This is a genomic window from Shewanella abyssi, from assembly GCF_023284025.1.
In the GTDB taxonomy this organism is placed as follows: Bacteria; Pseudomonadota; Gammaproteobacteria; order Enterobacterales; family Shewanellaceae; genus Shewanella; species Shewanella abyssi.
Genome location: NZ_JAKIKR010000001.1, coordinates 314,616 through 340,127, shown reverse-complemented (window position 1 = coordinate 340,127; position 25,512 = coordinate 314,616). Strand labels below are relative to the sequence as shown.

Genomic DNA, 25,512 nt, shown 5'->3' with positions numbered 1-25,512 from the left:
TCACAGCGATTTAGCAAGTGTTTACACTGCGCAGCCTAATTAATCAAATTCTAATTTTTAACTTATGAAATCTCTAATGAACGCTAAATACTATATATTTCTATCCTATCTCGCGCTACTAAGCATGCTTGGATTCATCGCCACCGATATGTATTTGCCTGCTTTCAAAGCAATTGAAGACACAATGGCAACATCACCATCACAAGTGGCTATGTCATTAACATTTTTCTTAGCCGGACTCGCATTGGGCCAACTTATTTATGGCCCGATAGTAGAACGCTTCGGTAAGCGAAATGCACTTATTTTTGGCTTAGTGGTATTCACGCTCGCCAGTCTTTCACTGGCGACGAGTGAGTCGATGTTGGTGTTTAATATCTCACGCTTTGTACAAGCCATCGGCGCTTGCTCCGCTGGGGTTATCTGGCAAGCCATTGTGATTGAGAAATATGACTCGACGAAAGCACAAAATGTTTTCTCCAATATCATGCCTTTGGTTGCACTTTCACCTGCGTTAGCGCCGATAGCTGGTGCATTCATACTGCAATCATTCGGTTGGGAAAGTATCTTTGTTACGTTAACTTGTTTAGCTGTTGCCATGATTGCTTTAACAGTTTGCTTCGTGCCAAGCGAAACTAAAGCTTTAGTGGAGCATAAGAGTGAGATCAGCTACCTTTCTATTTTAAAAAATACCAAATATTTGGGTAACGTTATTATATTTGGTGCGTGTTCTGGCGCATTTTTCTCCTACCTTACCGTTTGGCCAATGGTAATGGAGCAACATGGGTTCGATGCCACAGCCATCGGTCTTAGCTTTATTCCACAAACGTTAATGTTTATTTTAGGCGGCTATGGGAGTAAGACTCTAATTCGTAAGTCTGGCTCTGAAACGGCGTTAAAAGTACTGCTAAGTGTATTTGGCCTAAGTGTATTTACCATCGTGTTAGTTACTATTCTAATTAAAGGGTTATCGATTTTCCCATTACTTGCAGCATTTTCAATATTAGCGGCATGTAACGGTGCTATCTATCCGATAGTAGTGAATGGTGCGTTGCAGCAATTTTCTAAAAATGCAGCAAAAGCCGCCGGGCTACAAAACTTCATCCAAATTAGCTTATCATTTGGTGCATCAAGCATAGTGGCTATTTGGGCTAGTAAAGGCGAACTGGCGATAGGCTGGGGAATAATGCTTTGTTCATTTATTGTCTTTGCTGGCTTTAAGCTTCGTAACTACAAGACTTGGACAGAGGTTAATAAAAACTTTGTTTTCCCTGATCCCGCTAGAATCGGTGTGGATCAAGAGCAAAAGTAAGCAATCTGCAGTGTAATTGACCAAGTACACAAAAATCTATAATTAAGCCTTTACAAGATTAATCGAGCGCTATATTATTCGCGGCGTTCGGAGAGATGGCAGAGTGGTCGAATGCACCGGTCTTGAAAACCGGCATGGGTTTGTAGCCCATCTAGGGTTCAAATCCCTATCTCTCCGCCACATTAGAAAAGCCCGATATCGAAAGATATCGGGCTTTTTGCTTTCTATTTTTTGTGTATAAAAATGGCCGGACTGAACCCTAGGTTCCTATTATTTAAAGCCAGCAATCCCTCCGCCACATTAAGATGAAGCCCCAGCAGAAATGCAGGGGCTTTTTCGTACGTGAGCGATAGAACCCCAGAGTTCCTTTCGATTAAAGCCAGCTATCACTGCGCCACATTAGAAAAGCCCTCACAGGCTCCTAGAGTCAATCCAAAAATTTGAATCCCATGATAGCTGTAGCTATGTCCTCTATCGCGACCGCCGTGGCGTGTTTTACTGTACCGGTTTGAAATAGCTCCTTCGTCGATCCAAAACGTCACCGAACAAGGATTGACCAGCGCCTATTGGTTCCTGTCGACAATGTTATGTTAGTTTTCCCATGGACACCCAAGATGAGCGTTCATTAGAGTGATCTAATCGTCTTTATGGGCAAAGGTTCAGTTTAATTAGGCACAATGCCTCTATGGGATGATTTTTATTGGTTGTGATCATTTACACTCTTGCACAATATGCACTGGTATCGATTTTTGGTCATTGTTTAACTTTATTTCAGAATTTAGTCACTCGATAGCTGATGCTCTATAACCTAACCGAAGGAGAATGAAAATAGAAAATAATAATGTTTTAACTCTGATATCTTTTGTCGATGAGCATTCGTCGCCGACTGTATTGGCTGCTACAGGAACCCCTCATGAATAATATCCCTAATATGAACAACAGCAGCGGATTATTTTCCGGTGTTAACCCGGTCATGGCCATTGGCTCGGCCTTGCTGGTTTTCGCTTTTGTGCTATTTACCATCATAGATCCTGCATATGCGGACTCAATTTATAGCGCCGCAAAGTCTTTTATCGCCACTGATCTAGCGTGGTATTATGTTGGGCTAGTTAACGTATTTCTGTTTCTGGCCATTTACACTATTTTTAGTCGTTACGGTAATATCCGACTCGGTAAAGATAATGAAAAGCCTGAATATAGCTTTTTCTCTTGGTTCTCAATGCTGTTTGGCGCTGGTATTGGCATCGGCATTTTGTTTTGGAGCATCGCCGAACCGATTTATCATTTTCAAAGCAACCCATTTATTACTGAAGGTCAGGCCTTATCGGTCGAATCGGCACAAGTGGCGATGCGCATTAGCTTCTTTCACTGGGGACTGCACGGCTGGGGCTTGTTTGCGATTTCGGGTCTGGCATTAGCTTATTTCAGTTACCGCAAAGGTCTGCCGCTGTCGGTTCGCTCAGGTTTATACCCTATTTTTGGTGATCGTATTTATGGTCCAATCGGCCATACTGCTGACTTATTGGCGGTATTCGGTACTGTTTTTGGCATCGCGACATCGTTAGGGCTTGGGGCGCAGCAAATGAACGCCGGACTGAATTACTTGTTTGGCATGGGCATTTCTACCACTAATCAGGTTGTTTTGATCGCTGCCATCTCAGTTTTGGCGACCTTATCTGTGCTCAGTGGCGTTAACAAAGGCATTAAGTTACTCAGTGAATTCAACATGAAGCTGACGGGTGTGATTTTGGCTTTCTTCTTAATCTTCGGTCCAACGGCATACTTATTAGGATCATTTGTCACCAACATCGGCGATTATCTCGAAAATACCATTGCATTAGGTTTTTGGGTTGACCCAGATCCTAAAGGTCAATGGCAAGGATGGTGGACAATCTTTTACTGGGGGTGGTGGATTGCATGGGCACCGTTTGTTGGCATGTTTATCGCTCGTATCTCTAAAGGCCGCACCATTAAAGAGTTTGTATTAGGGGTGTTACTGGCACCGACGTTATTAGCAACCTTCTGGATTTCTACATTCGGCAACACCGCTATTTTCCTTGAGCTATTTGGTGGCGGCGGTGTGGTAGAGGCGGTAAACAAAGATATTACCATCGCTTTATTTACCACGATTGAATTAATGGACTTAGGCACGGTTTTAACATTACTAGGTGCGTCTATTTGTACCTTGTTATTGGTGACTTATTTTGTGACCTCGGCTGATTCTGCTACCTTGGTTATCTGTACTTTGTTGTCCATGGGTGAAGAGCATCCACCAACACGCTATCGTATTTTCTGGGGCATATCAATTGGCGCTGTTGCTGGAGTCTTATTGCTAGCCGGCGGCCTAAAAGCCCTGCAAACTGCCTCGATTGTTGCCGCGTTACCTTATTCGGTGGTGCTGATATTAACGACATGGGGTTTGTATAAATCCCTGCATCAAGAACTTGCTAGCACGGCGGATAACCTCGAAACAACGAATGGATCAGCAACTGAAACAACGGTGGAGTCCAATAAAAACTCTGCTCAAAACTTATCGGTAGATGCGCCTTAATCGATAAGATTTTTTCAAAATTTTTTAAGTATCTAAAAAAGCTCGGTATCAGGTCAACTGATACCGAGCTTTTCATTGCTTGTTACCCTATTTAAACCGCATTAACCGCGCGATATTTTTAGCTTAGTTCGCTACATTTCAACATTAAATCTGGCCAGCCATAGTGAGGACAACGTATCCGTCCGGTGCCAACACCTAGCCTATCTTTACTTTCCAGGGGCTTTTCGTATGTCCGAATAAAAGCCCTCGGGTTCCTTTCGATTAGAACCAACTATCCCTGCACCACAGTCGAAAACGCTAATAATGACGACTTAAGTTCATCATCAAAATTTAGAGCTATAATGGCATAAAGGATATTTAAGTGATTTATCACAAGGATTTGAGATGTCTAAAAACTTTATTTTTCAGTTAGGTACAAACAACTGGCAGCGGGAAGGTGAATTTGCACCAGGTTCTGGGATTTTGCATGAGTCTCATCATAATGTTTATAACAATATGAAAGATACGGTGTGCTATTCGGTATACCCGTCCTCTCATCAAACGAGTGATGATCCACTGGTGTCAATCCTTAAGCTTGATCATGAAGTGCCGATCTGTGAATCCATCTCTCCCGTTAGTTCTTATCGCTTTCACTCTATGACGGAAGAGGTATTTGATAAGTACATCGTTTACTTGATGGATTCAACAGAGAAGGCAATGCTTGCGGCAGAGCAACGAGAAGGCATAGCTATCACTACTGTTATTGCTCACCATAGTTTTTTAAATCCATTGGTTATGACTAGAATAAAAGAGAAATGGATGGAACAGGGAAAGGCCCCTTTTAAGCTAGTATGTTTCGTTCATGGCACCGCTTTAAAGATGTTTTCCCATGAGAAAAAAGGTATCGACCCCGAGTATCCATTAAGATTTTTTAGTTTTATGATAAACGAAGGCATTTTTGGTAAGGCAAGTAAAATAGATGTTTGTGCCACAATATCAAATGAACAATTAGAGAAGTTCTTAGAACTCTATGAGGAGTACCCAAGAGAGAGACTAGTGTTGTCTCAAAATGGTTATTCAAGTGATATTTTTAAGCAGGACAAGTCACTATTTAGCAATCGAGCGAGCTTTTTATCCACCCTTAAGCTTACCAATATAGTCAGTAAAGGATGTCCTGATTCAATTAAAACCACTGCAGATAAAGTTGTTGTATTTTGTGGAAAATTTGCCGACTGGAAAAGACTAGAGACTGTTCTTGGGGCTGCCAAAAGATACGAAGAGGAGTTTGATGTAACCACATTGATTATTGGATCGGGTCCAGCTGCCTCTATTAAGACTTATCATCAAATGGCCTATGAAAAGTTAGCGCTTAAGCAGACCTATTTTCTAGGTCCTCTACCGCAATCTCAGATAGCTGCAATAAATTCAATTGCAGATATTGGTGTATATCCTTCCAGAAATGAGCCCTTTGGTTTGGTTTTAATTGAATGCCTAGGGTGTGGTACTCCTGTGATTGGTGTTAGATCTGGCGGTCCAAAAGACTTTGTGACAGCTGAAGTTGGAAGTTTAATTCCAGAGTGTGAAGGGGTGGAACTTGAAGATGCGTTATATCGTGAAATTAAAAAGGCATTTTCCGAAGATTGGAAAAAAACGAAAGGGCAGCTTGCATATGATTATGCCACGTCGAAATTTAGTATTTATAGCCAGTGTGACAATTTATTACAAGACATCGGCAAATTTTAAGAAAAGATAATAATGATGTCTGCCATAGTCAGAGTCCAGGCTTAAGTAAAGCGATTAAATGGGGTGCAGACAGAACGAGCGGCGATAGTTAGTCGAGAGGACGGTCATCACTATACTGCTCTAACATTAAAAAGCCCGCTAACGAAAGCTAGCGGGCTTTTTAGATAGGCTAACGCCTGATCAATACTATTGTCTTTGCTCTGACAGTTAACTGTTTTGAAGTACAGGTTGGGTGAAATCCTGTTCTTCAATGGGCTCTTCAACCCGTGACTTACTGCCAACCAAGCGTTTGATATCTTCGATAGTCACGTAAAGGCAAGGGATAAGCACCAAGGTAACGACCGTCGCGAACAAGACACCAAAGGCAAGTGATACTGCCATCGGAATGACCATCTGCGCCTGCATGCTGGTTTCAGCCATGATCGGTACTAGGCCGATAAAGGTCGTTAGTGATGTCAGCATAATCGCTCGAAAGCGTCGACAACCCGCTTCAAGGACAGCACGCTTCATCGCCGTTCCGGACTCTCTCGATTTATTGATGTAATCCACCATCACCAAGGAGTCGTTCACCACCACACCCGCAGCGGCAATAATACCGAACACCGAAAGGGCACTGAGATCGAGCCCCAACAACATGTGGCCTAATACCGAACCTATTACACCAAACGGGATCACTGACATGATCATGATAGGCTGTGCATATGACTTTAAAGGCACTGCAAGTAGGCTATAGATCACTAGCATAGAGATAAGGAAATCTCTTAACTGCGTATCGGCGCTATCAAGTTGCTCCTGAATGTTGCCTGACACCTCACTTTTAACCCTAGGATACTTAGCCAGTAACTCAGGCAAGAAGTTATCACGAACATCTTTGGCTAACTTAAATGGTTCAGCTTGGTCTGCATCAACAGAACCCCAAACGTTGATGGTACGATTACCATTCTCACGGCGAATACTGTTAACGCCATCGGTGATGATGATGTTCGCCACTTCCGATAAGGGTATTTCAGCGCCTTGTGGCGTCTTAATCAATACATCAGATACCTGAGCAATAGAATTACGTTGCTCTTCAGGATAACGAAGCATCACTTTAATCTCTTCGCCGTTACGTAAAATACGCTGGGCTTCGAGACCATAGAAGCCGTTAGCTACTTGGCTGGCGATATCCGCTAAGGTTAAGCCTAAGCTATTTGCTAATGGCTTAAGTTCAAATTGAACCTCTTTAGCACTTGATTGGCGACTGTCGTTAACATCACCAACGCCTTTTAGGCTATTGAGTTTAGCTTTTAGCTCCTTAGCGGCAGCAATGAGCTGAACATCATCCTTACCTTCGAGCCTAAAGCTAATATCACCATCATCTCGACCACCACCAAATAGGTTATCTCGAATCGTAAATGACTTCATACCCGGGATTAACGGCATACTTTGTCGCCAAAGTTCTGCGACTGCAAAAGTATCCATTGGGCGAATTTCTGGATCAACAAGCTTAGTCATCACTTGGGCTGATGTACGCCCTCTAAGCTCTACCTGCATGTCAGAGATCATTTTCTGACCGTACTGCTCTTCTAAATCCTTATCGACGCTGCGTAGTGCTTTTTCAATTTCAAGGGCGGCACTTAGTGTCGCACTCTCTGATGCATCAATGTTCATCTCAAACGTGATGCGAGGAAAGTCATGGGGGATCTTAGGCTGACCAATAAAGCGCACCAATCCACCAGCATATAAACCAGCACAGATCATGATTAAGCTGATAAAGATCATAATCACTGTGTAGCGATACTTAACCGCAAGTTCTAAAGAGGGGCGGTAGTATTGTGTGATTAGGATCTTAAGACCTGTATCGACTTTCTTCTGCAGAAAGTTGACCACAATACGCAGCCAATCTAATGGATTTTTGGACCCTGGCTGAATCACTTTTGGCGGTTTCATGCGGGCTAAATGCGCCGGCAAAATCAGTTTTGACTCTACTAATGAAAATATTAGGCACAAAATCACCACAAAACCAATGGCTTGCCCAAAAGCAGAGGAGGGACCATCATCGAGGGTGATAGGCAAGAAAGCGGCAATGGTGGTTAACACACCAAAAGTCGCTGGCATTGCGACACGTTTAACGCCTCGAATTACATTATCGAGGCTTTGCCCTTTTTCTTCGCATTCTGCGTGGGCACTTTCTCCCATGACAATGGCGTCATCGACGACAATACCCAGCACCAGAATAAAGGCAAATAGACTAATAACGTTAATGGTGACATCAATCATGCCCATAGGCATAAAGAGTAGCGTGCCAAGGAAACAAACAGGTAAACCCATCATCACCCAAAACGCTAACCTAACCCTTAAGAATAACGCCAGTAGAATAAATACCAACACAGCACCACTTTTCATGCTGTCTAGCATCAAATTCAAACGACCTTCAAGATAATAGGTCATATCGACCCAAGGCTCTAACTTTACGCCTTGTGGTAACTCTAACTTCTTTTCTGCGATATAACCTTTCACCACATCTGCAACGTCAGTCAAGCTTTGATCGTTAGCTGCGCCGATAAAGAAGGTTACTGAGTTTTTACCGTTAAACTTAGAGTATTGGATCCCTTCCTGAAAACCATCTATGACAGTGGCCACATCACCTAATAGGAGCGTTGAGCCATCTTCTAAGGTAATTAACGGTAAGCTTTCAAACTCATAGCCAACATACGCTTGGTTTTGTACACGCAGGTTAATATAACCGTTCTCAGCTCGAATTTGCCCAGCAGACATATTACGAGAATATCCACGTACCGCCGCAGCCACATCATTAAAGCTAAGTCCAAACTCTCGAAGCCTGTCCTTACTGACTTCGATGGCTATTTCATAACCCAATCCACCATAAAATTCAGTAATGTTAACTTTGGGAAGTTGCATTAACTCATCATGGATTTTCTCGCCCAGATCTTTAAGTTGGCGTTTATTCAAGTCGCCATAGAGGCTGACGTACATCACCTCTTGTCGAAGCTTAATACGTTCGACTTTCGGTCGTTCCATGCCGTCGGGAAAACTCGAAATTGAATCAATCTCTGATTTTACCTCTTCAAGTACCACTTGCGGATCGTATGAATCTTCAATGCGGAAATAACCAGATGACGCATTACGGTTTGAGTAGGTTATGACACGTTTAAGACCTTGAACGCTCTCAAGCGCTTCCTCAATCTTAATGGTTATCCCTTCCTCTACTTCTTGCGGAGCGGCGCCAGGGTAGACCGCATTAAATTCAAGCCAATTAATCTCTACTGCGGGGAAAAACTGTTTGCGGATGGTATTTGCGGTGAGCAAACCACCTAACAAAATAATGATCATTAGCAGGTTTGCGGCAACACTGTTGCGAGCAAACCAGGCAATAATGCCTTTATTGGTATCAATCATGACTATTCCTTTTCGCCCATCGCTATCTGCGTCGGTTGTGGATCAGAATCGTCATTGTCTAGTGACTTTTCCTTAGGCAGTGCTAGCTGCATCCCCTCAATCGGATAATCAAGCGCTGAAGTAATCAGATTCATTCCAGCATCTAAACCATCTGTGATGATGACTTTCGAGCCGATTTGGCGAACAATGTTGACATCTTTATATCTCAGCTTGTTGTCATCATCCAAAACAGCGACTTGATTATTAATCACTAGATGACGCGCGACTTCAGTAACTTGACCAGCATGCAGCCCTTCAATACTGGCGGTAACATACGTTCCATATCGAAGTTCATTGGTATCTGAATTTAGCCCGTATGGATCTGAAACCTCGGCAACCAGATAGGTCATGCGACTACGGCTATCAATAACCCCTTCGCTGCGAACTATTTTCGCTTTCCAGACTTGAGGCTTTCCGGCGAACTGGCCTTTAAGCAAAACTTCTGCGTATTTGCCTTTATCATGCAAAAACTGCAGCTCTTTGTCTGCGATAGGCAGTCTTATCTCAGCATCATCAGTGCTTAACACCTTACCAACTTTGCTACCCATGCTGACATAGGAACCCAGACCGATATTGCGCGCTTCAATAAGCGCATCATAGGGCGCCTTAATCACCGTGCGCTCTACATTACGTTTGGCACGTTTAAGGCCTGCTTCAGAGGAGTTTAGTTTGGCAATCTCTTGGGCTAATTGTGGTTTACGCAGGCTGAGTTCAGTCGGAACACCATCTTTAATGCGTTTCCATTCAGCTTCAGCAACTTTACCGAAGGCTTTTTCTTGCACTAGAGTGGCTCGTGCTGATGCCATACTGGCCTGTGCATCAATTAGAGCAGCGTCATAATCACTAGGGTCTATTTTAGCTAATACATCGCCTTTTTTAACGAATCCACCGCGAACAAACTTTTCGGATAGGAATACAATTTCGCCATTAACCTGAGACACAAGTTCAGTTTCATACTTAGCGGCAACGACACCATAAGAGTTGACTGAAAAATCCATTGGTTTAATTTCGACGGTCTGTACAGAAACTAAAGGTGTTGTATCTATTTCTGCTTTCTCTTCTGGTGGTTTTTTAAGTGCTGCCATGCCAAAGAATCCTGCAACACCAATTGCTATTACTACCACGGGTAAAATTATCTGTTTTTTTGTAGCCACGAACACATCCTCTTGTTGAAGCGAGCCCAACACTCATCACTTTTCTAACCGACAACTCAAATGGTTAAACAAAATCTAACTATTAGTTTGACTGTATGTTAATAGATGTAGAGAAATGTAACAGGGGGATTATGTAAACTTGTGTTTCGAGGATCCACACTATTAATAGAGCGATTTTGACTTACCTTTGCTTTAATTAAAACAGATGATATACAATAGCCAATCATTACAGGCACATACAGAAAAGTGCTGAGCTTGCGCTTAGGCTCTATGTGGTTTTTTATGCGGCATGGCAACTGTGTCAATGGCAGTTTTAAATGCTCAAAAATGTAACACACAAAATGGTAGCAAGACTGACGGCGGTTAAAACAAGCGTTGTAGCGGGGATTGGTTCTATCGTCGTGATAAACAATAAAGAGAGCGAAGGACGTTACATCCTTCACCAATAACACTATTTATCGTTAAAAAGAGCGTCACTAAATAGCTTCGTTGCTTGGATTAGACACAGCACTTCTTATATTTTTTACCACTACCGCATGGACAAGGTTCATTTCGATTAGGCTGTTTTTCAATACGGGTCGTTACCGGTTTATTAAGAATGCCCATCAAATCGATGACGTTTTCTTCTATTGAAGTGTCAATTGTGACCTTACCAACAAGTTGATTATCAGACAGTAACAGGTTTATCTCTTCAAGGCGCTGTTCACTTTGAACCGATAAAACAAGAGGGTTTACGTCGGTACCAAGCTTGGCTACACGTTTAGTGTTGAATCCGTAACTTTCATGTTTCGGTTTAGGGTTTTTGCGACCTTTAAAAAAAAATTTGTCTGACATCGTTACCAAGCTCTAATGTAAAAAGTGTAATAGGACGCATGCTTATACAGCAAAACAGTGCTTTTTGATAGATACAGCGCTTAACTGCAGCTAAATTCGGTATTTTAAGGTCTATTTTGAGCAATGTATCGCAATTACCGCAAACTTTCGTTCTGATGTTGCGCAGTTCAACTGCACCCGTAAAACTCTTACACCAAGCGCTCGGCTAGGTAGATTGGCTTAAAAAGGAGTATATTGGGGTATGGACGACGTATTCGACCTTTTTGCTAATTCCGCATTAGCAAAAAGTTTGTTAAAATCGCCGAAAATTAAAGGAGAGCGTAATTTATGCCAGTTTATGTCGTGGGCCACAAAATCCCAGATTCAGATTCAATTTGTGGTGCAATCGCACTAGCACATCTAAGAAACCAAATTGGAGAAGCCTCTATTGCTTCTCGTTTAGGTCAACTATCACCTGAAACGGCGTTTATTTTAGACAAATTTGGGTTTGATGCACCAGAACTTAAGATGAGCTACGCTGGCGAAGAGGTGTATATTGTCGATCATTCAGAGCTGACCCAAGCACCAGATGATATTGCCGAAGCGACGATTGTCGGTATTGTTGATCACCATAAATTGGGTGATCTCACCACATCGACACCGCTTGAATGTTGGATCCGCCCAGTAGGCTGCAGCAACACCATTATTAAAATGATGTATGATTTTTATAATGTCGAGATCCCAAAAGGGATTGCTGGCATTATGATGTGTGCCATCCTAAGTGATACCGTCATCTTTAAATCACCAACCTGTACTACCGCCGATATTAAGTGTGTTGAAGCGCTCGCTGAAATAGCCGGTATTGAAGACTTTAAAGAACTTGGCATGGATATGTTTAGGGTTAAGTCTGCAGTCGAAGGCACGCCAGCACGTGATCTTGTACTACGTGATTTTAAAGACTTCAATATGAATGGTAACTTAGTCGGTATTGGCCAGCTTGAAGTGATTGACTTAGCAGTATTTGACGATATCAAAGCCGGTTTAGCTGCTGACATTGCAGCATTAAAAACCGAAGGAAATCGCCATAGCGTGTTATTGCTGCTAACCGACATCATGAAAGAGGGTTCAGAAGTGCTTATCGTCAGTGACGATTTAACCATAATAGAATCTGCTTTTGATAAGCAATCAAGCGACGGTAAAGTGTGGCTTGATGGCGTGCTTAGCCGTAAGAAGCAAGTGGTACCGCCACTACAAGCTGTATTTGCTTAACTTCAAAAGTTAAGCAAAAAGGCCGAACAAATGTTCGGCCTTTTTTGATCGTAAATCAATTACTCAGATTTACGATTTTTTTTGTAAAGCGACTTTAACCTTAGCTGAGACTTACCCAGTAAGCTTTTAGGGTGATAGTTGCCTTGCTTATCTGCTTTACCCACTTCAATCCCGGTAAGTAGTTCAATGGCTTGATCTACATGATCGATGGCCCAGATATGAAACTTACCTTTCTTAACAGCAGCAACAATGTCGGCTCTCAACATCAAATTATGAATATTGGCAGCTGGGATGATGACACCTTGGCTATTCTTGCGACCTTTAATTTTACAAACATCAAAGAAACCTTCGATTTTCTCATTTACACCGCCTATGGGCTGCGATTCACCAAACTGGTTCATTGAACCCGTAATAGCAATATCCTGCCGAAGTGGCTGGTCAGCAAAAGAGGACAACATCGCACACAGCTCTGCCATCGTGGCGCTATCACCATCAACGCCACCATAGGATTGCTCAAAAGTAAGATGAGTCGACAAGGGGATTTTGTCTGTTTTTCCCAAGATTGATGCAATATACGCGGTCAAAATCATCACCCCTTTAGAGTGAATACTACCGCTGAGTTCAACCTTGCGCTCGATATCAAAAACACGTCCCTCACCAAAAGAGGTAGTTGCGGTAATACGACTCGGCGAGCCAAATTGATAATCAGTGGTCGACATGACTGATAGCGCATTTACTTGGCCGGTTTTCTTACCTTCAGTCGTTATTAGTGTGGTGCCGTTAATGAAACTTTGCATATAATCGTCTTTAGCACGACACATACGCTGCTCTTTGTTAATCAATGCCTGCTCAACATGGCTGGTGCGGATCATATTTGAATTGACGTTGCGCGCGCAGTAATTTGCCTCTCTGAGCAAATTAGCAATATCAACCGAGTGCAAAGAGAGTAAGTTCTGATCGTCGGCTTGACGAGAGCTAAACTCAATGATCCTGGCTATCGCTTTACGGTCGCAGTGCAGCATCTTATTGCTGTGGACAATACTAGAGATAAACTGCGCATAGTGGCTCTCAGATTCATCTGTTCGCGGCATGCTATCTTCAAAGTCCGCAGTCACTCTAAATAGCTCGGTAAACTCGGCGTCATATTGTTGCAATAGCTTGTATGTAGAGAAGTCGCCAAACAATATGATTTTTACATCTAACGGTATCGCTTCAGGATCAAGTGAAATTGCACCAGACAATGTCACTTCCCGCTCGAGAGAGGTTAAACTCAGCTTGCGAGAGCGCAATGCACGTTTAAGACCATCCCAAACATAGGGATGTTCAAGCACTTTAACCGCATCTATCATCAATACGCCGCCATTGGCTTTGTGCAAACTACCAGGGCGGATCAAAGAGAAATCAGTAAAAACGGTTCCCTTGTAAGTCGCTGTTTCCACGTAACCAAAAATAGTGTGGTAATTGGGGGTCTCTTCAACAATTATCGGCTGATTGGGCGACTCCTGTGCAACCAGCACGTTAATTTGGTAACGCCTTGGCATCTTCTTACTCATAGATGCATAAGCGAGGGCAGCTTGCTCTTCACTTTCTTCAAGAAAGATATCGAGGTTGTCCAAAATGTCTTTATGCATCGCTTTTATATAAGCTTTCACATTCGCTTGATCTTTATAACTCTCTTTTAGCTTAGTAAAGGCCAGTGACAAGACTTCTTCGGCGACTTGTTCATCATGCTTTTGCTGTTTTTCAGAGTACTCATCTTCCCATACTGTAATTTGTCTTACGATGGTGCGAAGTTTTGATTCTAGTGAGCTAATGGCAGTTTGCAGTGTGTCTCGCTTTTTCGACGAAAGCATTAAGTAGCTTTCCTCTGTATGTGGCTCTTCACCGTCAAGGGCGACTAACTCATAATTACCTTGGGGCGAAATAGATAAACTAATGCTTTGTTTTTTGGCTTCTTCTGTCAGCGACACTAACGCTTCTTCTTGCTTTGACGCTAACTGATTCTTCAGTTTATCAGCACGAGAAAAATACATTTCATTATCAAAAGCCAAAGGCAGGCCCTTGGACAATTTGAGCATCAGTTTTTCGATCTGCTTTTTAAATTCGAGTCCACTCCCCGCAGGAAGCTTGAGCACTTTAGGATTGCGGGTATCGTCAAAATTAACGACATAGCACCAATCAAAAAGCGTACGTCCATTTGAGTTTTCTTTTTGACGGCTAAGATGGCGTAACACCATAGTACGTTTGCCTAGTCCATTACGGCCTAATGCGTAGATGTTGTAGCCTTTTTCTTTCATGGACAGCGCGAATTCAACAGCTTGCTGAGCTCTTTCTTGGCCGACAATTTTGTCTAGCGGCTCTAAATGCTTAGTTGATTTACAGGTAGGTGCAAGCTGATTAAGTCTTGAGGTTCTATATAGCTGGTCACTGCAGAGAGGTGTTATTGGCATAGTCGTTCCTCTTATGACGGTTAATAATTCCACTCTATACAGTTAGATAGCTTTTATCCGTAAAAAATTGATAAGAATGAGTAAAATCCCCTCTATACAGACTCAAGTGCTGTTTAAGTAGCCAAAATTGGCCTAATGATTTTTTAAAATCAAAAGTTGATGTTCTATTCTGGAGTAATTCAGTCTAAGCATGTGTAAAAAGTAGACGATTATATTGATACTCGCCGCAAAACATTAACCAGGTGTCAGGGGCTAAAGTAAAGAGGCTGAAAATGACCTTATAAACCTTTCAAATATTGAGCCCGTGTAGAAGCCGAAAGCGCCTGGTAAAGAACGTTTACTTTTTCTGGAGTAGCACCTGAGTTCAGTAATTGATTAACAGCACTAACGAGATCTGCTTTTGGCCAAATAAATTGACTCTGTGTTGCTATAGTGCGCAGATCTAACAAGATATGGGCAAATTTATTCGGTAATGCCTCAATAATCTCCGGGTTGAAAAAGTGCTCGGCACCGAACAAGTTATTGTGCTCGCGCCTCTTTTTATCAACGATAAAGTCGATGTTTTTGACATTAGTAATGCTTGTATGTTTTTTACAAACCGATAAGCACTCACTGTCCATAATCGATTTATCGCAACCTGATGATTGTAAGAACAAACATTGGCGACTCGTCATCAGTAATATCGGATGCAATGCACTGTAATGCAGACTAAAATTCTTCGGCGGATTAATCGCCTTTATCTGTTTGGCATTCAGTTCATTAGAGATAAATGCCCCAACGCAACCGACCTTTTTCAAACTGTCTAAACTAAATGAGTTACTGGTGTTGAGGTGGGGTCCTGCAATCCAGGAGATCCCAAGCTTATGTGCCGTATGTCCGACACCGCTATTGTTGGTGGCTATAAGCGTTTGCGGAATATCCTTAAGCAGCAGCTCTACTGCTACAAAATCATTTTGCAGTACAATTGCACCAAACCAAGGCGTCAGTTCAGGGTTTGCGTTAAACAGCGCCGTTAACTTCTGTTGTTCTGCGGCAATTGAGTCGGGTACTGCATAATAGAAGCTAATGTTTTCAGTCTCACTTTGCTGCTTTAGTTGTTGATATAAGGCGAGATCTTTTCGGTTACCAATCAAAACAGATAATGTAGTTGATTTAGCAGCCTTATCTTGTATTTGCTGGGTTCTAATCGCGAGCCGTTGTTTACGGATCTCACTGAACTCAATTGGCTTAGGCAGCGCTTTATTGCCGTTTAAAAAGGCAACTATGGCCGTTTTCATCTGAGTAAGTTCCTTAAATGAAAGATGGATATCACTCGCTAGATCAGTGCAGTTAACCGCCTTTAACCTGTATTTGAAAGAATTTAGACTCGCGAATCGACTCGTTAGCTCCTCAGCAGATAAATGATATTTATCTGCTGTAGTTAAGCAACTAGTTGATAACACACTGAAAACAGGGGTGTCACTTACCGCAATAAAGACATTAATCATAAGCGGTGTACCAATACTGCCGCTAATGTCTAGTGCGATTTCAGGCTTGCTAATATCGAGCGTTTTGATCTGCTCAGTGACCGAATCAATGATCAGTGTTTTCTCATCATAAAGACGTTGCTTTACCACTTTAATGACGTCAACGTCAGGAGTTTCACCATTGGACTCTAATGCGCTAAAGTGCTGGACTGCGTTATCTCTAGGGTTATCGATATACATCTCTTTACCGACGGTTCCCGTTAGATAACCGTTAGTAAAATCGCGGTTAAACACAGTGTATAGCGCAGTTTTGTCCTTTGATAAAGCTTGCTGCTGTTGCAATTTGGTCAGTTGCTGACGCCAGGTGCTAATAACACTATGCACGTAATGAGACTTCTTGATCCGGCCTTCAACCTTTAACGAATCAACACCGGCATTAATGAGGGCTTCAAGATCATCAAAAGCAGAATTGTCTTTCATGTTGAGCGGGTAATCAGCGCCAACATCGGTGCGTTGATATTGATCTCTGCAAGGCTGACTGCAACGACCACGGTTGCCCGAATTTCCACCATGGGCAGAACTGAAATAGCAAACCCCTGAAAAACCAATGCAATTAGAACCATGGACAAACACTTCTGTTAGCATCTCTAGTTGATGAGCCGTGCTCGACAACTCAGTGATCTCTTTAAGGTTCAACTCTCTAGACAAATTTGCTCTAGTCGCTGCCATCTTCTTTAGAAATTCAAGCTGTCCACTATTATGCGTCGTTAACTGGGTCGAGGCATGAACCGGTAAACTTGGGTAAAAGCGAGAAATAATCTCAAAAACACCAAGATCTTGTACAATGACGCCATCAATGTCGGTATTGACCAGTTGGTTGAGTAGTTTAAACAGCGCGGGGAGTTCATGCTCTAAGACAATAATATTCAGCGTTAAAAATAGTTCGCAGTTATGCTGATGAGCGACTCTCAATAATCCACACAGCTGTTCAAAATTTAGGTTTTCAGCGCGCTTTCGAGCATTAAAATTATCAAGACCGCAATAAACGGCGTCAGCCCCAGCAACGATAGCCGCTTTTATCGATTCAATATCACCACCCGGTGCCAACAACTCAATTTTTCTCACAATATAGTTCAACCTAAAACATGTACGACTAGGATATTCAAATTGGCAATCAATGCACAATTTTGAAGTAGCGGTGTAAATACGCAATTTTAGAGGCTGCATAATCCCGTGGCTACGGAACATGATTAACTTATCGCTAAACTATGACGTGGATCGCCTTTGGTCCGCCTTGGTATAGATTTGACACCATCTTGTGGCTGCTATCGATGATGGGATAGTGCTAGGTATTGGCCTGCGGTCGATGACTAGCGAGTTCATCAATCAATATTAGGTAATAAAATGGCTAATATTGGCTTTTAAAGCGCTTGGTCAATTGATATAAAGTTAAAAACCTCTTAGGATCAACATTCACTTATCAATATCAAGATTGAAGTAAATGAACAACGATACAAAACTAAACGACGCCCAACTTGCTCTGTATTTTATTTATGACAGTCATTGCCCTTGGAGCTATGCAGCAACTCCTCTCGTCAACGCGCTGAGTGAAGCTTTCCCGAAAATGGATTTGCACCTTTTACACTGCTGTCACTTTGATGGAACCGATAGTGCGGGTCTTGATCAGGTTGATAGCATAAAAAAACTCTCGAAGGTTAAGTTTGGTCGGGAGCATATTCGTTATGCAAACAGCCCCAAAGATGCAACTAAAGTCGCTAATCTAATGGCTTGGTTAGAAACCAAACAACCCGAGAAAATGCTGACAGTGTTAAATGCGTTGCAGCATGCCCACTTTGTTGAAGGTAATCCGCTAACCAATAAACATGATTTCAGTACCATTTTTGATAGCCATAAATTATCACCTTCAAATAAGGTGTTTAGAGAAGGCTTGATCGGTGATGCAGAGCAAACTCTTGCGGGGATTGCTGAAATATATGAAGTTATCGGTACCACATCATTTCCAGTCCTACTGATAACCGTTAATGATCAGGGTATTTTCATTGACCATTCGAAGCATTTGTCAGCTCCTGAAACGGTTGTTGAAACAGTGCGACAAGAAGCTGAAAACTTAGACTAACCCACTATAGAAAGGCTTGTGACTCACTCATCGAAACTTTGAGACAAGCCTAATATTGTGAAATGAGTAGGACTGCAACCATAATGCAAGCGATAAACGCCCAGCTAACGTGCCCTAAGGAACAGCACCTTGAAGAGATGCTCACTTGGTTTCATGACAAACAAGCTGTATTTGATTGGGCAGGCCCTAACTTTAGGTACCCATATAGTCTGACATCTTTCAGCGAAGATTTATCACTGAGTAAATTGGCGTCATTTGCATTAGTATCAGACGCACAGCAACTTATCGGTTTTGGTCAATATTACAGGCGACTGGATCGGTGCCATTTGGCGAGAATTGTCATTAGCCCAAAATGGCGAGGTAAAGGCTTAGCCAAAATGCTTATCGAGCAACTCAATGCCAAAGGGCTTAAAACGCTGAATGTGAAACAAAGCTCATTGTTCGTGCTATCCCACAACCATCAAGCAATATACACCTATCAAAAGCTGGGCTTTGTTAAAAGCGACTACCCCGAAGCTATAGCGCGAAAAGATTGCTTGTATATGATTAAGTGACACATTTGTCATCTAAGAGCGTCGTAGGCTTCTAGTCGCGAGAACTCACTCCACCATAGATATCGATAGTTAAGCCTCTTTCTTCAACATAGTGTTTCGGCGTTAAACCAATTTGTTTTTTAAGCTGTCTAATGAGATGAGGTTGGTCGCTAAAGCCGAATTTAAACGCCACATCTACCCAGTCAATATCACTCGCATCGCGCTGATACAAGTACTCCAACATCGCTTCCAGTTTGTTCATCGACTGGCATTGTTTCATCGTTAACCCAGTCACTCTGTTAAAGCTGCGCTCTAAGGTTCTTTGGGAGCAAAACAGCTTGCCGCCGAGCTCTGAAACTGGTGTTGAATCTAATAGCTGCAGCACTTTATGCGTGATGTCACTATGGTGATCTTCTTTAGCATGAATTAACCATGGTAAAAACAGCTCATCTAGCTTGTCACAACACACTAACGGATCGCGACGTCCAATTTGTAAAAGTGACTCTGCAGGAAAACTGCTGACTGAAAGCAATTGTGCCATATCGACGCTTGCCGCCTGATTAAGGGTAGGGTGATTGTAATCGGGAATATCGAGAGAGTAGAGTGCACCTACATGAAATTTTACCCCTAGGTATATAAAACGTTCAGTATGATCTATCTGCAGTGTTTGCTGCTGAGGAAATAGCCAATGACTCCCCCTGCCACTTGATACTTGGGGCGCGGTGTCATAATGGTAACCTTGCTTTTGCGGGCAAATGATCAGCTGAGTTGCCGGATCAGGATTGAGTTTTGGAAAGTTATTAATGTCTTGCAGTGTGGTTTTCTCTATCAGCCAGTAACAACTGATGTATTTAGCCACTTTTACATTCTTTGGGTAATGTATCCAACTCTGCATGGTTAAACCTGAGGTGCTATATCAAACATTGTTTTAGCCAGTATAAGGTAAATGGCTGCAACCTGCAGAGTCCTTAATTAAAGTGCTTAATCAAAGACCATAATTCATAACAATGGTGAACCTATACTCACTGCAAAATAAACCACAATCAATCTTGAATAAATTCAATTTGTATAAGGCGGTTATTTGACACTAAACCTGCTCGAACCATTGCTTTTTGCGCGCCTACATTATCACTCTCTGTAGAGCAAATAGGCTTGAGCCCTTGCCGTGTTGCTACATTGATAAGATAACCAAGTACCTTGGTCGCAATACCTTGGCCACGCTCATTTTTAGCCACTATCATGCCCAAATCAACAAAGTCGGTTTGATAGTCATCAAACTTTCGGCATTCGCCAGTCGCAATAATGTGCTCGCCTTTTAGAGAGACCCAAAGTTCTTGCCTTTGGATCAGATTTGAATAGTAACCAGTAAGCCACTGCTCAGGTGCGCCAATACTTTCAACAGCAAACGCGACCAGCGGAACTAACATTTCTGGAGTTGCTAGCGCCATATTAATTTCAACATCAGAATTTGTAATTGACGCAGTACTTAGTTGATACATCAATGAGTTCACTACAAACTTAGTAGAATTATCGAGACATAATGATAGATACTCAGGCTCTGTAGTGCTGACAAATGCGCCTTTTACTGTGCCAATTACCGCACTGTTTTGCTGTGCAATAAGGGTAAATAGTTCTCGAGAACGGGTTTTAGCTAAAGGTGAAAGATAGTACTGCAACATATAGCGGTCAGCGTTGATACAGCAATAGCCAACCAAAGCTTGATCCTCATAAAAGCCGAAATGGTCTGACATGGGTACAAAACCAAAGTGCCACATTCCGTCAAGAGGTGCTGTAGCGAGTGCAAAGAACTGACCTTTTAACTCGCTGATGCTTACCAGTGATTCAACTTTTTTTATCTCTAACATGGTTAATGACCTACTTAAGTGTTTGAACTCGATTGCTAAAACGTTGTTTAAAGATGTCGGTCAAAATTGCCTTGATGTGAATACTCAAGCATTGCGATGAGGAACTATGAGTTAAAGAGTAGAGGAGAGGGCGGTTATAAGATTGAACAAATACGACAACTTTTTATCTATCAGGATTTAAACCAGCAACTACACTTATGGCGTAGTACAGACTTACTATACTGATGTAAGTGCATATTTATCTCTCTATTCTGACAACAATCAGTCCTTAGTAGAAGATAGTAAATCTAGCATAGAAAGAGACCTGCAAATGACTTCAGTATCGAAGTCTTCCCTATACCGTTCGAGGCCGCGAGTCCAGCTGTAGAGCGATATAACTCATGGATGAGAGTCGACATAAAATGCCATTTTCTAAATTTCGAACTAACAAAGATCAGCTACGATTCTCTAAAGAGCAAAGCTATGTGTGGATTGAACATTCGCCGGTCTGCACCAAGGTTGTCGACCTTGATTTCAATCTGCAGTTTATGAGCTCCTCAGGTGTCAAAGCCCTTGCCATTAAAGATGTGTCTGAGTATTACGGAAAGCCATATCCTTTTGACTTTTACCCGCCGTCTTTTCGTGACGAAATGTCTAAAAACCTAAGAAAATCGAGAGACACAGGGAAAGTTGTAAAGCAAGAAGCTGCCGTCGTAGATACCCATGGAAATGAAGTGTGGTTCCAATCAACTATTTCTCCAGTCAAAGAAGTTGGCGAAAATGGTGACGAGAGTATCGAGTACCTGATGGTCGTTTCAATCGACGTTACCAGACAACATATTGGAAGAAGGAAACTAGAACAACTCAATGATGAGCTAGAGCGCACCGTCTATCGGCGTACACTTGAGCTTGAAAGAACAAACCAGCTTTTACATCATCAAGCTGAAACAGATTTTCTAACCGATTTACCTAATCGTCTTGCCTTTGACAGATACATTAGCGAGAACATAGCACTAGCAAAACGAGACAAGCAGAGTCTCTCATTGTTAATGGTAGATGTTGACGAATTTAAAACCTATAACGACAAATATGGCCATGACATTGGTGATGTCGTTTTGAAAAAAATCGCTGCAGCAATAGCGAATACATTAGTTAGAAATATGGATATAGCAGTACGCTATGGCGGCGAAGAGTTCGCCATTATATTGCCAGGTGTGGATGCCGAATCAGCTTTTTCAATGGCAGAAAAAGTTCGCCGCAATGTTGAGCGATTAAAGATTAGCTATGGTAACAACGATATTATCGGCAACATAACTGTCAGTATTGGCGTCGCATCTTTAATACATGATGAGCTTAATGCCACCGATATAGTCAAACAGGCAGACAAAGCACTTTATACCGCAAAGAATGCAGGTCGAAATAACTCACAAATTTACATTACTGCTTAGAAAGCAATCAGGTTTGGTTTGGAAAATAGTTTGGCTCATTCTACTTTGTTAAATACCATAAAGCGGTGCAGTCAACGTATTTACCACCCCATGGCAACTAAGAAATAGGCCCTGAGATTTAAATTTACGCATCTGCCTTTCATGCGAATCGGTTGGTGTGATAAGTATAATTGCCTATTTTCATATTATTTTTAGAGGTTCAATTTTTGAGTACTATTCTCATTATGGTTTAAACTAAATTAAACTGAGTTCGCAGAGAGAAAGGTATGAACTTAATTAGCATGCTGTTTGTAGAAATGGAAGCTAAGGTTGAACTTCGAGCTGCTCAAATTAATAAATTAAAACTACTGCTCGCCATCGCTACGGCAGGTTTTGCCTGTCCAATATTTGCCGATGGCATCGTCGGCGCTGGCCATTATGCACCGGCAATAGCCAATATCCGCGACTTCACGGTGCCGGACCAAGCCGGCTTTGTATATGAGCAATACAACTTTTATTACACAAGTGACACTCTCACGACAAGCTCAGGTAAGGAGATCGATGCTGAACTGAGCTCTGCCGGTATCGCTCCTCTGTTTTTGTGGGTAACGGATTTGCAAGTGTTGGGATCACGTTACAGTTTTTACTTCAACCCAGTTTACCTGTCTAACGACTTCGAAGGCGAACAAGACCAAGGGCTGGGTGACCTGTACATTCAACCACTTTGGCTTAGCTGGCTGAATAACAACTACGACGTGACTCTGGGGATCGGCTTATACGCTCCAGTGGGTAATGAGGACGTCACTCTAGATATGTGGACAACTCAGTTCCAACTGGCAGGCTATTACTACTTGATGGACCAGGCGACAGCGTTAATGCTTGCTGCCACCTATGAAATTCACAGCGAAGTTGACGGCACCGATGTGACTCCCGGTGACCACCTCACCATTGAGTATGGATGGAGCCAATATCTGACCGCGCAATTTGAAGTTGGTATCCGTGGTTACAGTCAGTGGCAAATGCAAAGAGATGATCTGCCGACCAGCCTGATTAACTTGAATCAACTCTTAGGTACTGATATCGGGAATAAATCAGAAGTACATGCTGTGGGCATACAGGCTGCGTACTGGTTCAATGAACAATGGAACCTTGCGTTTAACTACAGCAAAGAATACGGCGCAGTGTCTCGATTTGAAGGTGAAATGTATTCAATCAACATCACTTATATGATGAATTGAATTTATAAAAAAGGATTAGGTTATGCCGCTAAATCAGCAGCTCTTGTTTTTATTGTTGTCTCTGCTTTTAATTTCTGGCTGCTCTACAAAGCCAGAGTACACCCCAGTTCCTGAACACCTTATAAATAAAGTTGAACCTTTGGGTATTCCTGAAATTAGAGCATGGGGCGATGTTAATGACTATGTCATAGGGACTTATGGCGAGACAATGCTTGCAAGACAGGAGGCTGCTGGACTCTTGTTAAATGAGGACGGATATTTAAAACCAGCCAATATGTTGACTCTATCAGGGGGCGGAGAGAATGGTGCTTTTGGCGCTGGGATCCTCAAGGCTTGGAGTGATTCAGGAGCACGACCTGATTTTTCAGTCGTTACAGGGATCAGCACCGGCGCGATTATATCTGTTTTCGCTTTTTTAGGATCAGACTATGATGATCAATTAACCAGCTTTTATACTTCAACCGATGCTAAAGATTTATATGTTAAAAAAAGCTTTCTCTCTGCGATCACAAGCCTATCTTTATTCGATACAACACAATTTGAATCCAAGGTACGAGACACCATTAATCCTGAGCTACTCGCAAAAACTGCCGAGATGTATGGACAGGGGCGCGCTCTATTAATCGGTACAACTAATCTTGATGTTCAGCGCATGGCTATTTGGGATATGGGATATATTGCATCACTGGGAACACCAGATTCAGAAAAGCTTTTTGAAGATATAGTGTTAGCGTCTGCGTCTATTCCTGGTATGTTCCCAGCGGTGCTTGTGAATGTTGAGTATGAAGGGGAGCGATATCAAGAAATTCATGTTGACGGTGGCGTTGTGCGACAAATTTTTTTACTGCCAGATGAAATATCCATAACACCAGCGCTGTTACCTAATCCCGACAGAGAGCGCAATTTATTTGTTATACGTAATGGTGAATTCAAGGCTAGCTATAAACAGACGGAACTCAAGCTATTGAGCATCACAGGCAGATCTATATCGACATTACTCAAATATCAAGGACGTAGTGATGTAATGCGCTTATACAACAAGGCTCGCGAGGCAAATATGGGGTTCAATATGGCCTACATTGATGATGACTTTGAGCGTGAAGGCCTTAGCAGTGATTCATTTGATAAAGAATATATGCAAGCGCTGTTCGATTACGGTTATGCAAAGTTTCAATCAGGAGACCTGTGGAAAGCTAATCTACCTGGTGTCGACTCTAAAAAACTTAAGCTCTTAAAAGCAGCTGAACTACCTAAGTGAAGCTGTTAACAAACTAGTCAGATTATGGATGATAGGCTTGGCCTAAAGGTTAAGCAGTGTTTCAATAGTTAGGTGTTGTTGATATTGTTCGTCAACACGTTGCCTTTCAGAAGTGGGTTAGGGGGCTTAACTTACTTTACCCGCATGTCATTAAGGCGTACAAAATCCAAGCAGATTATGCGCACAGTTAAATTTTACTTTTGCTAAATTTACGTTATTGAGTGCAACGCTCAAATAATTAAAAATTTGTTCTATTGCTTGCACCACAGTTGCGACATAATGGCGTTAAGTACTTAACAGAGTCATTATAATGAACAACCAGCAAGACAGCTACATGACTGAAGAAACACTCATTGAAACAGTCGAAAATCAAATCGCTGACAGTGAACCCAAAAAGGTAAAAGAAACCTTGATGCGTTTAGTCATGACAGGTACACCGCGTGAAGAAGCGATTCAATGGATGGCGTGCGCGCTGGCTATCGAAGTATTCGATGTCATGAAAAATGGTGCCTCTTTTAACGAAATACGTTATGCCCAGCATTTGGATGCACTACCGAATATGGATTGGATGGAAGAGTAATAGCAACCTAATAACTCCTATCAATGAGACCCCGATAAGTGACATTATCGGGGTTTTATTGAAATTCTAAAGAAGATGTTGAGGAATATATTCGCTATAACGACCATTTGAAATTTGTTTAAAGCTAGTTAATGATTAAGAAAAACTCCAATGAACATCGTATGTGAAGCGGATTAACACTAACGACGTACAAATACTGAGTTGGTAAAAACTATCCGCAAGTAGAACATCAACTTCAGAAATCTTCCTTGTTACAGCTAGTGTGTGTCTAGAAATATTCCACAACGCTGCGTATTTAGAATTGACGGTAAGACAATATAGAA

17 protein-coding genes, 1 tRNA gene and 1 pseudogene are annotated in these 25,512 nt (G+C 42.1%); 11 read left to right on the top strand and 8 right to left on the bottom strand.

What is annotated here, in order from left to right; translation table 11 throughout:
* Window positions 1-64: 64 nt before the first annotated feature.
* The 4 genes from punC to L2755_RS01455 all read left to right on the top strand — a co-directional run bounded on the left by punC (window position 65) and on the right by L2755_RS01455 (window position 5,582).
* A complete protein-coding gene (punC, locus tag L2755_RS01470) occupies window positions 65-1,309 on the top strand; it encodes a purine nucleoside transporter PunC (protein ID WP_248978969.1) in 1,245 nt (414 codons plus the stop codon).
* An 89-nt stretch (window positions 1,310-1,398) separates the two neighbouring features.
* Window positions 1,399-1,489, top strand: a tRNA-Ser gene (locus L2755_RS01465).
* Between the two features lie 733 nt (window positions 1,490-2,222).
* Window positions 2,223-3,860 carry a BCCT family transporter gene (locus L2755_RS01460; protein WP_248978968.1) on the top strand — a complete coding sequence of 546 codons (1,638 nt, stop codon included), beginning with the start codon at window positions 2,223-2,225 and terminating at the stop codon, window positions 3,858-3,860.
* 384 nt (window positions 3,861-4,244) lie between these two features.
* Window positions 4,245-5,582, top strand: coding sequence for a glycosyltransferase (locus L2755_RS01455; protein WP_248978967.1), 1,338 nt, complete (start codon window positions 4,245-4,247; stop codon window positions 5,580-5,582).
* Between the two features lie 207 nt (window positions 5,583-5,789).
* Here L2755_RS01455 and L2755_RS01450 read toward each other — a convergent pair whose 3' ends face one another.
* The 3 genes from L2755_RS01450 to L2755_RS01440 all read right to left on the bottom strand — a co-directional run bounded on the left by L2755_RS01450 (window position 5,790) and on the right by L2755_RS01440 (window position 11,008).
* Complete coding sequence (locus L2755_RS01450) at window positions 5,790-8,981, bottom strand: efflux RND transporter permease subunit (protein WP_248978966.1); 3,192 nt, start codon at window positions 8,979-8,981, stop codon at window positions 5,790-5,792.
* Between the two features lie 2 nt (window positions 8,982-8,983).
* Window positions 8,984-10,174: an efflux RND transporter periplasmic adaptor subunit gene (locus L2755_RS01445; RefSeq protein WP_248978965.1), complete on the bottom strand. Its 1,191-nt coding sequence runs from the start codon at window positions 10,172-10,174 to the stop codon at window positions 8,984-8,986.
* A 498-nt stretch (window positions 10,175-10,672) separates the two neighbouring features.
* A complete protein-coding gene (locus L2755_RS01440) occupies window positions 10,673-11,008 on the bottom strand; it encodes a PBPRA1643 family SWIM/SEC-C metal-binding motif protein (protein ID WP_248978964.1) in 336 nt (111 codons plus the stop codon).
* Between the two features lie 327 nt (window positions 11,009-11,335).
* Here L2755_RS01440 and L2755_RS01435 point away from each other — a divergent pair, with 327 nt between their 5' ends.
* Entirely contained in the window at window positions 11,336-12,256 is a 921-nt protein-coding gene (locus L2755_RS01435) for a manganese-dependent inorganic pyrophosphatase (protein WP_248978963.1), read from the top strand.
* A 59-nt stretch (window positions 12,257-12,315) separates the two neighbouring features.
* Here the strand turns inward: L2755_RS01435 and L2755_RS01430 are convergent, their stop codons facing one another.
* Together L2755_RS01430 and L2755_RS01425 are read right to left on the bottom strand one after the other, a co-directional pair.
* Window positions 12,316-14,706, bottom strand: coding sequence for a Lon protease family protein (locus L2755_RS01430; RefSeq protein ID WP_248978962.1), 2,391 nt, complete (start codon window positions 14,704-14,706; stop codon window positions 12,316-12,318).
* A 278-nt stretch (window positions 14,707-14,984) separates the two neighbouring features.
* Complete coding sequence (locus tag L2755_RS01425; protein ID WP_248978961.1) at window positions 14,985-17,297, bottom strand: peptidase U32 family protein; 2,313 nt, start codon at window positions 17,295-17,297, stop codon at window positions 14,985-14,987.
* Window positions 17,298-17,673: 376 nt separating this feature from the next.
* Between L2755_RS01425 and L2755_RS01420 the strand changes: the two genes are divergently transcribed.
* A complete protein-coding gene (locus tag L2755_RS01420; RefSeq protein ID WP_248978960.1) occupies window positions 17,674-18,309 on the top strand; it encodes a protein-disulfide isomerase in 636 nt (211 codons plus the stop codon).
* A gap of 83 nt (window positions 18,310-18,392) precedes the next feature.
* Window positions 18,393-18,863 (top strand): GNAT family N-acetyltransferase, encoded by a 471-nt coding sequence (locus L2755_RS01415; protein WP_248978959.1) that lies wholly within the window; start codon window positions 18,393-18,395, stop codon window positions 18,861-18,863.
* 31 nt (window positions 18,864-18,894) lie between these two features.
* Here the strand turns inward: L2755_RS01415 and L2755_RS01410 are convergent, their stop codons facing one another.
* Together L2755_RS01410 and L2755_RS01405 are read right to left on the bottom strand one after the other, a co-directional pair.
* Window positions 18,895-19,737 (bottom strand): helix-turn-helix domain-containing protein, encoded by an 843-nt coding sequence (locus L2755_RS01410; protein WP_248978958.1) that lies wholly within the window; start codon window positions 19,735-19,737, stop codon window positions 18,895-18,897.
* A 148-nt stretch (window positions 19,738-19,885) separates the two neighbouring features.
* Window positions 19,886-20,707: a GNAT family N-acetyltransferase gene (locus tag L2755_RS01405; RefSeq protein ID WP_248978957.1), complete on the bottom strand. Its 822-nt coding sequence runs from the start codon at window positions 20,705-20,707 to the stop codon at window positions 19,886-19,888.
* Window positions 20,708-21,108: 401 nt separating this feature from the next.
* On the opposite strand from L2755_RS01405, the gene L2755_RS01400 reads away from it, so the two are divergent.
* The gene (locus L2755_RS01400) at window positions 21,109-22,134 is read left to right on the top strand and encodes a sensor domain-containing diguanylate cyclase (protein WP_248978956.1); all 1,026 of its coding nucleotides are present in this window, start codon (window positions 21,109-21,111) and stop codon (window positions 22,132-22,134) included.
* Window positions 22,135-22,206: 72 nt separating this feature from the next.
* Here the strand turns inward: L2755_RS01400 and L2755_RS22345 are convergent.
* A pseudogene (locus tag L2755_RS22345) lies at window positions 22,207-22,319 on the bottom strand (IS6 family transposase); the annotation flags it as partial.
* Between the two features lie 81 nt (window positions 22,320-22,400).
* Between L2755_RS22345 and L2755_RS01395 the strand changes: the two are divergent.
* From L2755_RS01395 to L2755_RS01385, 3 genes are all read left to right on the top strand, one after another.
* The gene (locus L2755_RS01395; protein ID WP_248978955.1) at window positions 22,401-23,351 is read left to right on the top strand and encodes a SphA family protein; all 951 of its coding nucleotides are present in this window, start codon (window positions 22,401-22,403) and stop codon (window positions 23,349-23,351) included.
* 22 nt (window positions 23,352-23,373) lie between these two features.
* On the top strand, window positions 23,374-24,609 hold the full coding sequence (locus L2755_RS01390) for a patatin-like phospholipase family protein (RefSeq protein WP_248978954.1): 1,236 nt from the start codon (window positions 23,374-23,376) through the stop codon (window positions 24,607-24,609).
* A gap of 310 nt (window positions 24,610-24,919) precedes the next feature.
* The gene (locus tag L2755_RS01385; RefSeq protein WP_248978953.1) at window positions 24,920-25,189 is read left to right on the top strand and encodes a hypothetical protein; all 270 of its coding nucleotides are present in this window, start codon (window positions 24,920-24,922) and stop codon (window positions 25,187-25,189) included.
* The last annotated feature ends 323 nt before the right edge of the window (window positions 25,190-25,512 follow it).

What these genes read in the sequence shown, in the direction of transcription:
- punC (WP_248978969.1), top strand. Translation starts at nt 65, where the DNA reads ATGAAATCTCTAATGAACGCTAAATACTATATATTTCTATCCTATCTC.
- L2755_RS01460 (WP_248978968.1), top strand. Translation starts at nt 2,223, where the DNA reads ATGAATAATATCCCTAATATGAACAACAGCAGCGGATTATTTTCCGGT.
- L2755_RS01455 (WP_248978967.1), top strand. Translation starts at nt 4,245, where the DNA reads ATGTCTAAAAACTTTATTTTTCAGTTAGGTACAAACAACTGGCAGCGG.
- L2755_RS01450 (WP_248978966.1), bottom strand. Translation starts at nt 8,981, where the DNA reads ATGATTGATACCAATAAAGGCATTATTGCCTGGTTTGCTCGCAACAGT.
- L2755_RS01440 (WP_248978964.1), bottom strand. Translation starts at nt 11,008, where the DNA reads ATGTCAGACAAATTTTTTTTTAAAGGTCGCAAAAACCCTAAACCGAAA.
- L2755_RS01435 (WP_248978963.1), top strand. Translation starts at nt 11,336, where the DNA reads ATGCCAGTTTATGTCGTGGGCCACAAAATCCCAGATTCAGATTCAATT.
- L2755_RS01430 (WP_248978962.1), bottom strand. Translation starts at nt 14,706, where the DNA reads ATGCCAATAACACCTCTCTGCAGTGACCAGCTATATAGAACCTCAAGA.
- L2755_RS01420 (WP_248978960.1), top strand. Translation starts at nt 17,674, where the DNA reads ATGAACAACGATACAAAACTAAACGACGCCCAACTTGCTCTGTATTTT.
- L2755_RS01415 (WP_248978959.1), top strand. Translation starts at nt 18,393, where the DNA reads ATGCAAGCGATAAACGCCCAGCTAACGTGCCCTAAGGAACAGCACCTT.
- L2755_RS01410 (WP_248978958.1), bottom strand. Translation starts at nt 19,737, where the DNA reads ATGCAGAGTTGGATACATTACCCAAAGAATGTAAAAGTGGCTAAATAC.
- L2755_RS01405 (WP_248978957.1), bottom strand. Translation starts at nt 20,707, where the DNA reads ATGTTAGAGATAAAAAAAGTTGAATCACTGGTAAGCATCAGCGAGTTA.
- L2755_RS01400 (WP_248978956.1), top strand. Translation starts at nt 21,109, where the DNA reads ATGCCATTTTCTAAATTTCGAACTAACAAAGATCAGCTACGATTCTCT.
- L2755_RS01395 (WP_248978955.1), top strand. Translation starts at nt 22,401, where the DNA reads ATGAACTTAATTAGCATGCTGTTTGTAGAAATGGAAGCTAAGGTTGAA.
- L2755_RS01390 (WP_248978954.1), top strand. Translation starts at nt 23,374, where the DNA reads ATGCCGCTAAATCAGCAGCTCTTGTTTTTATTGTTGTCTCTGCTTTTA.
- L2755_RS01385 (WP_248978953.1), top strand. Translation starts at nt 24,920, where the DNA reads ATGAACAACCAGCAAGACAGCTACATGACTGAAGAAACACTCATTGAA.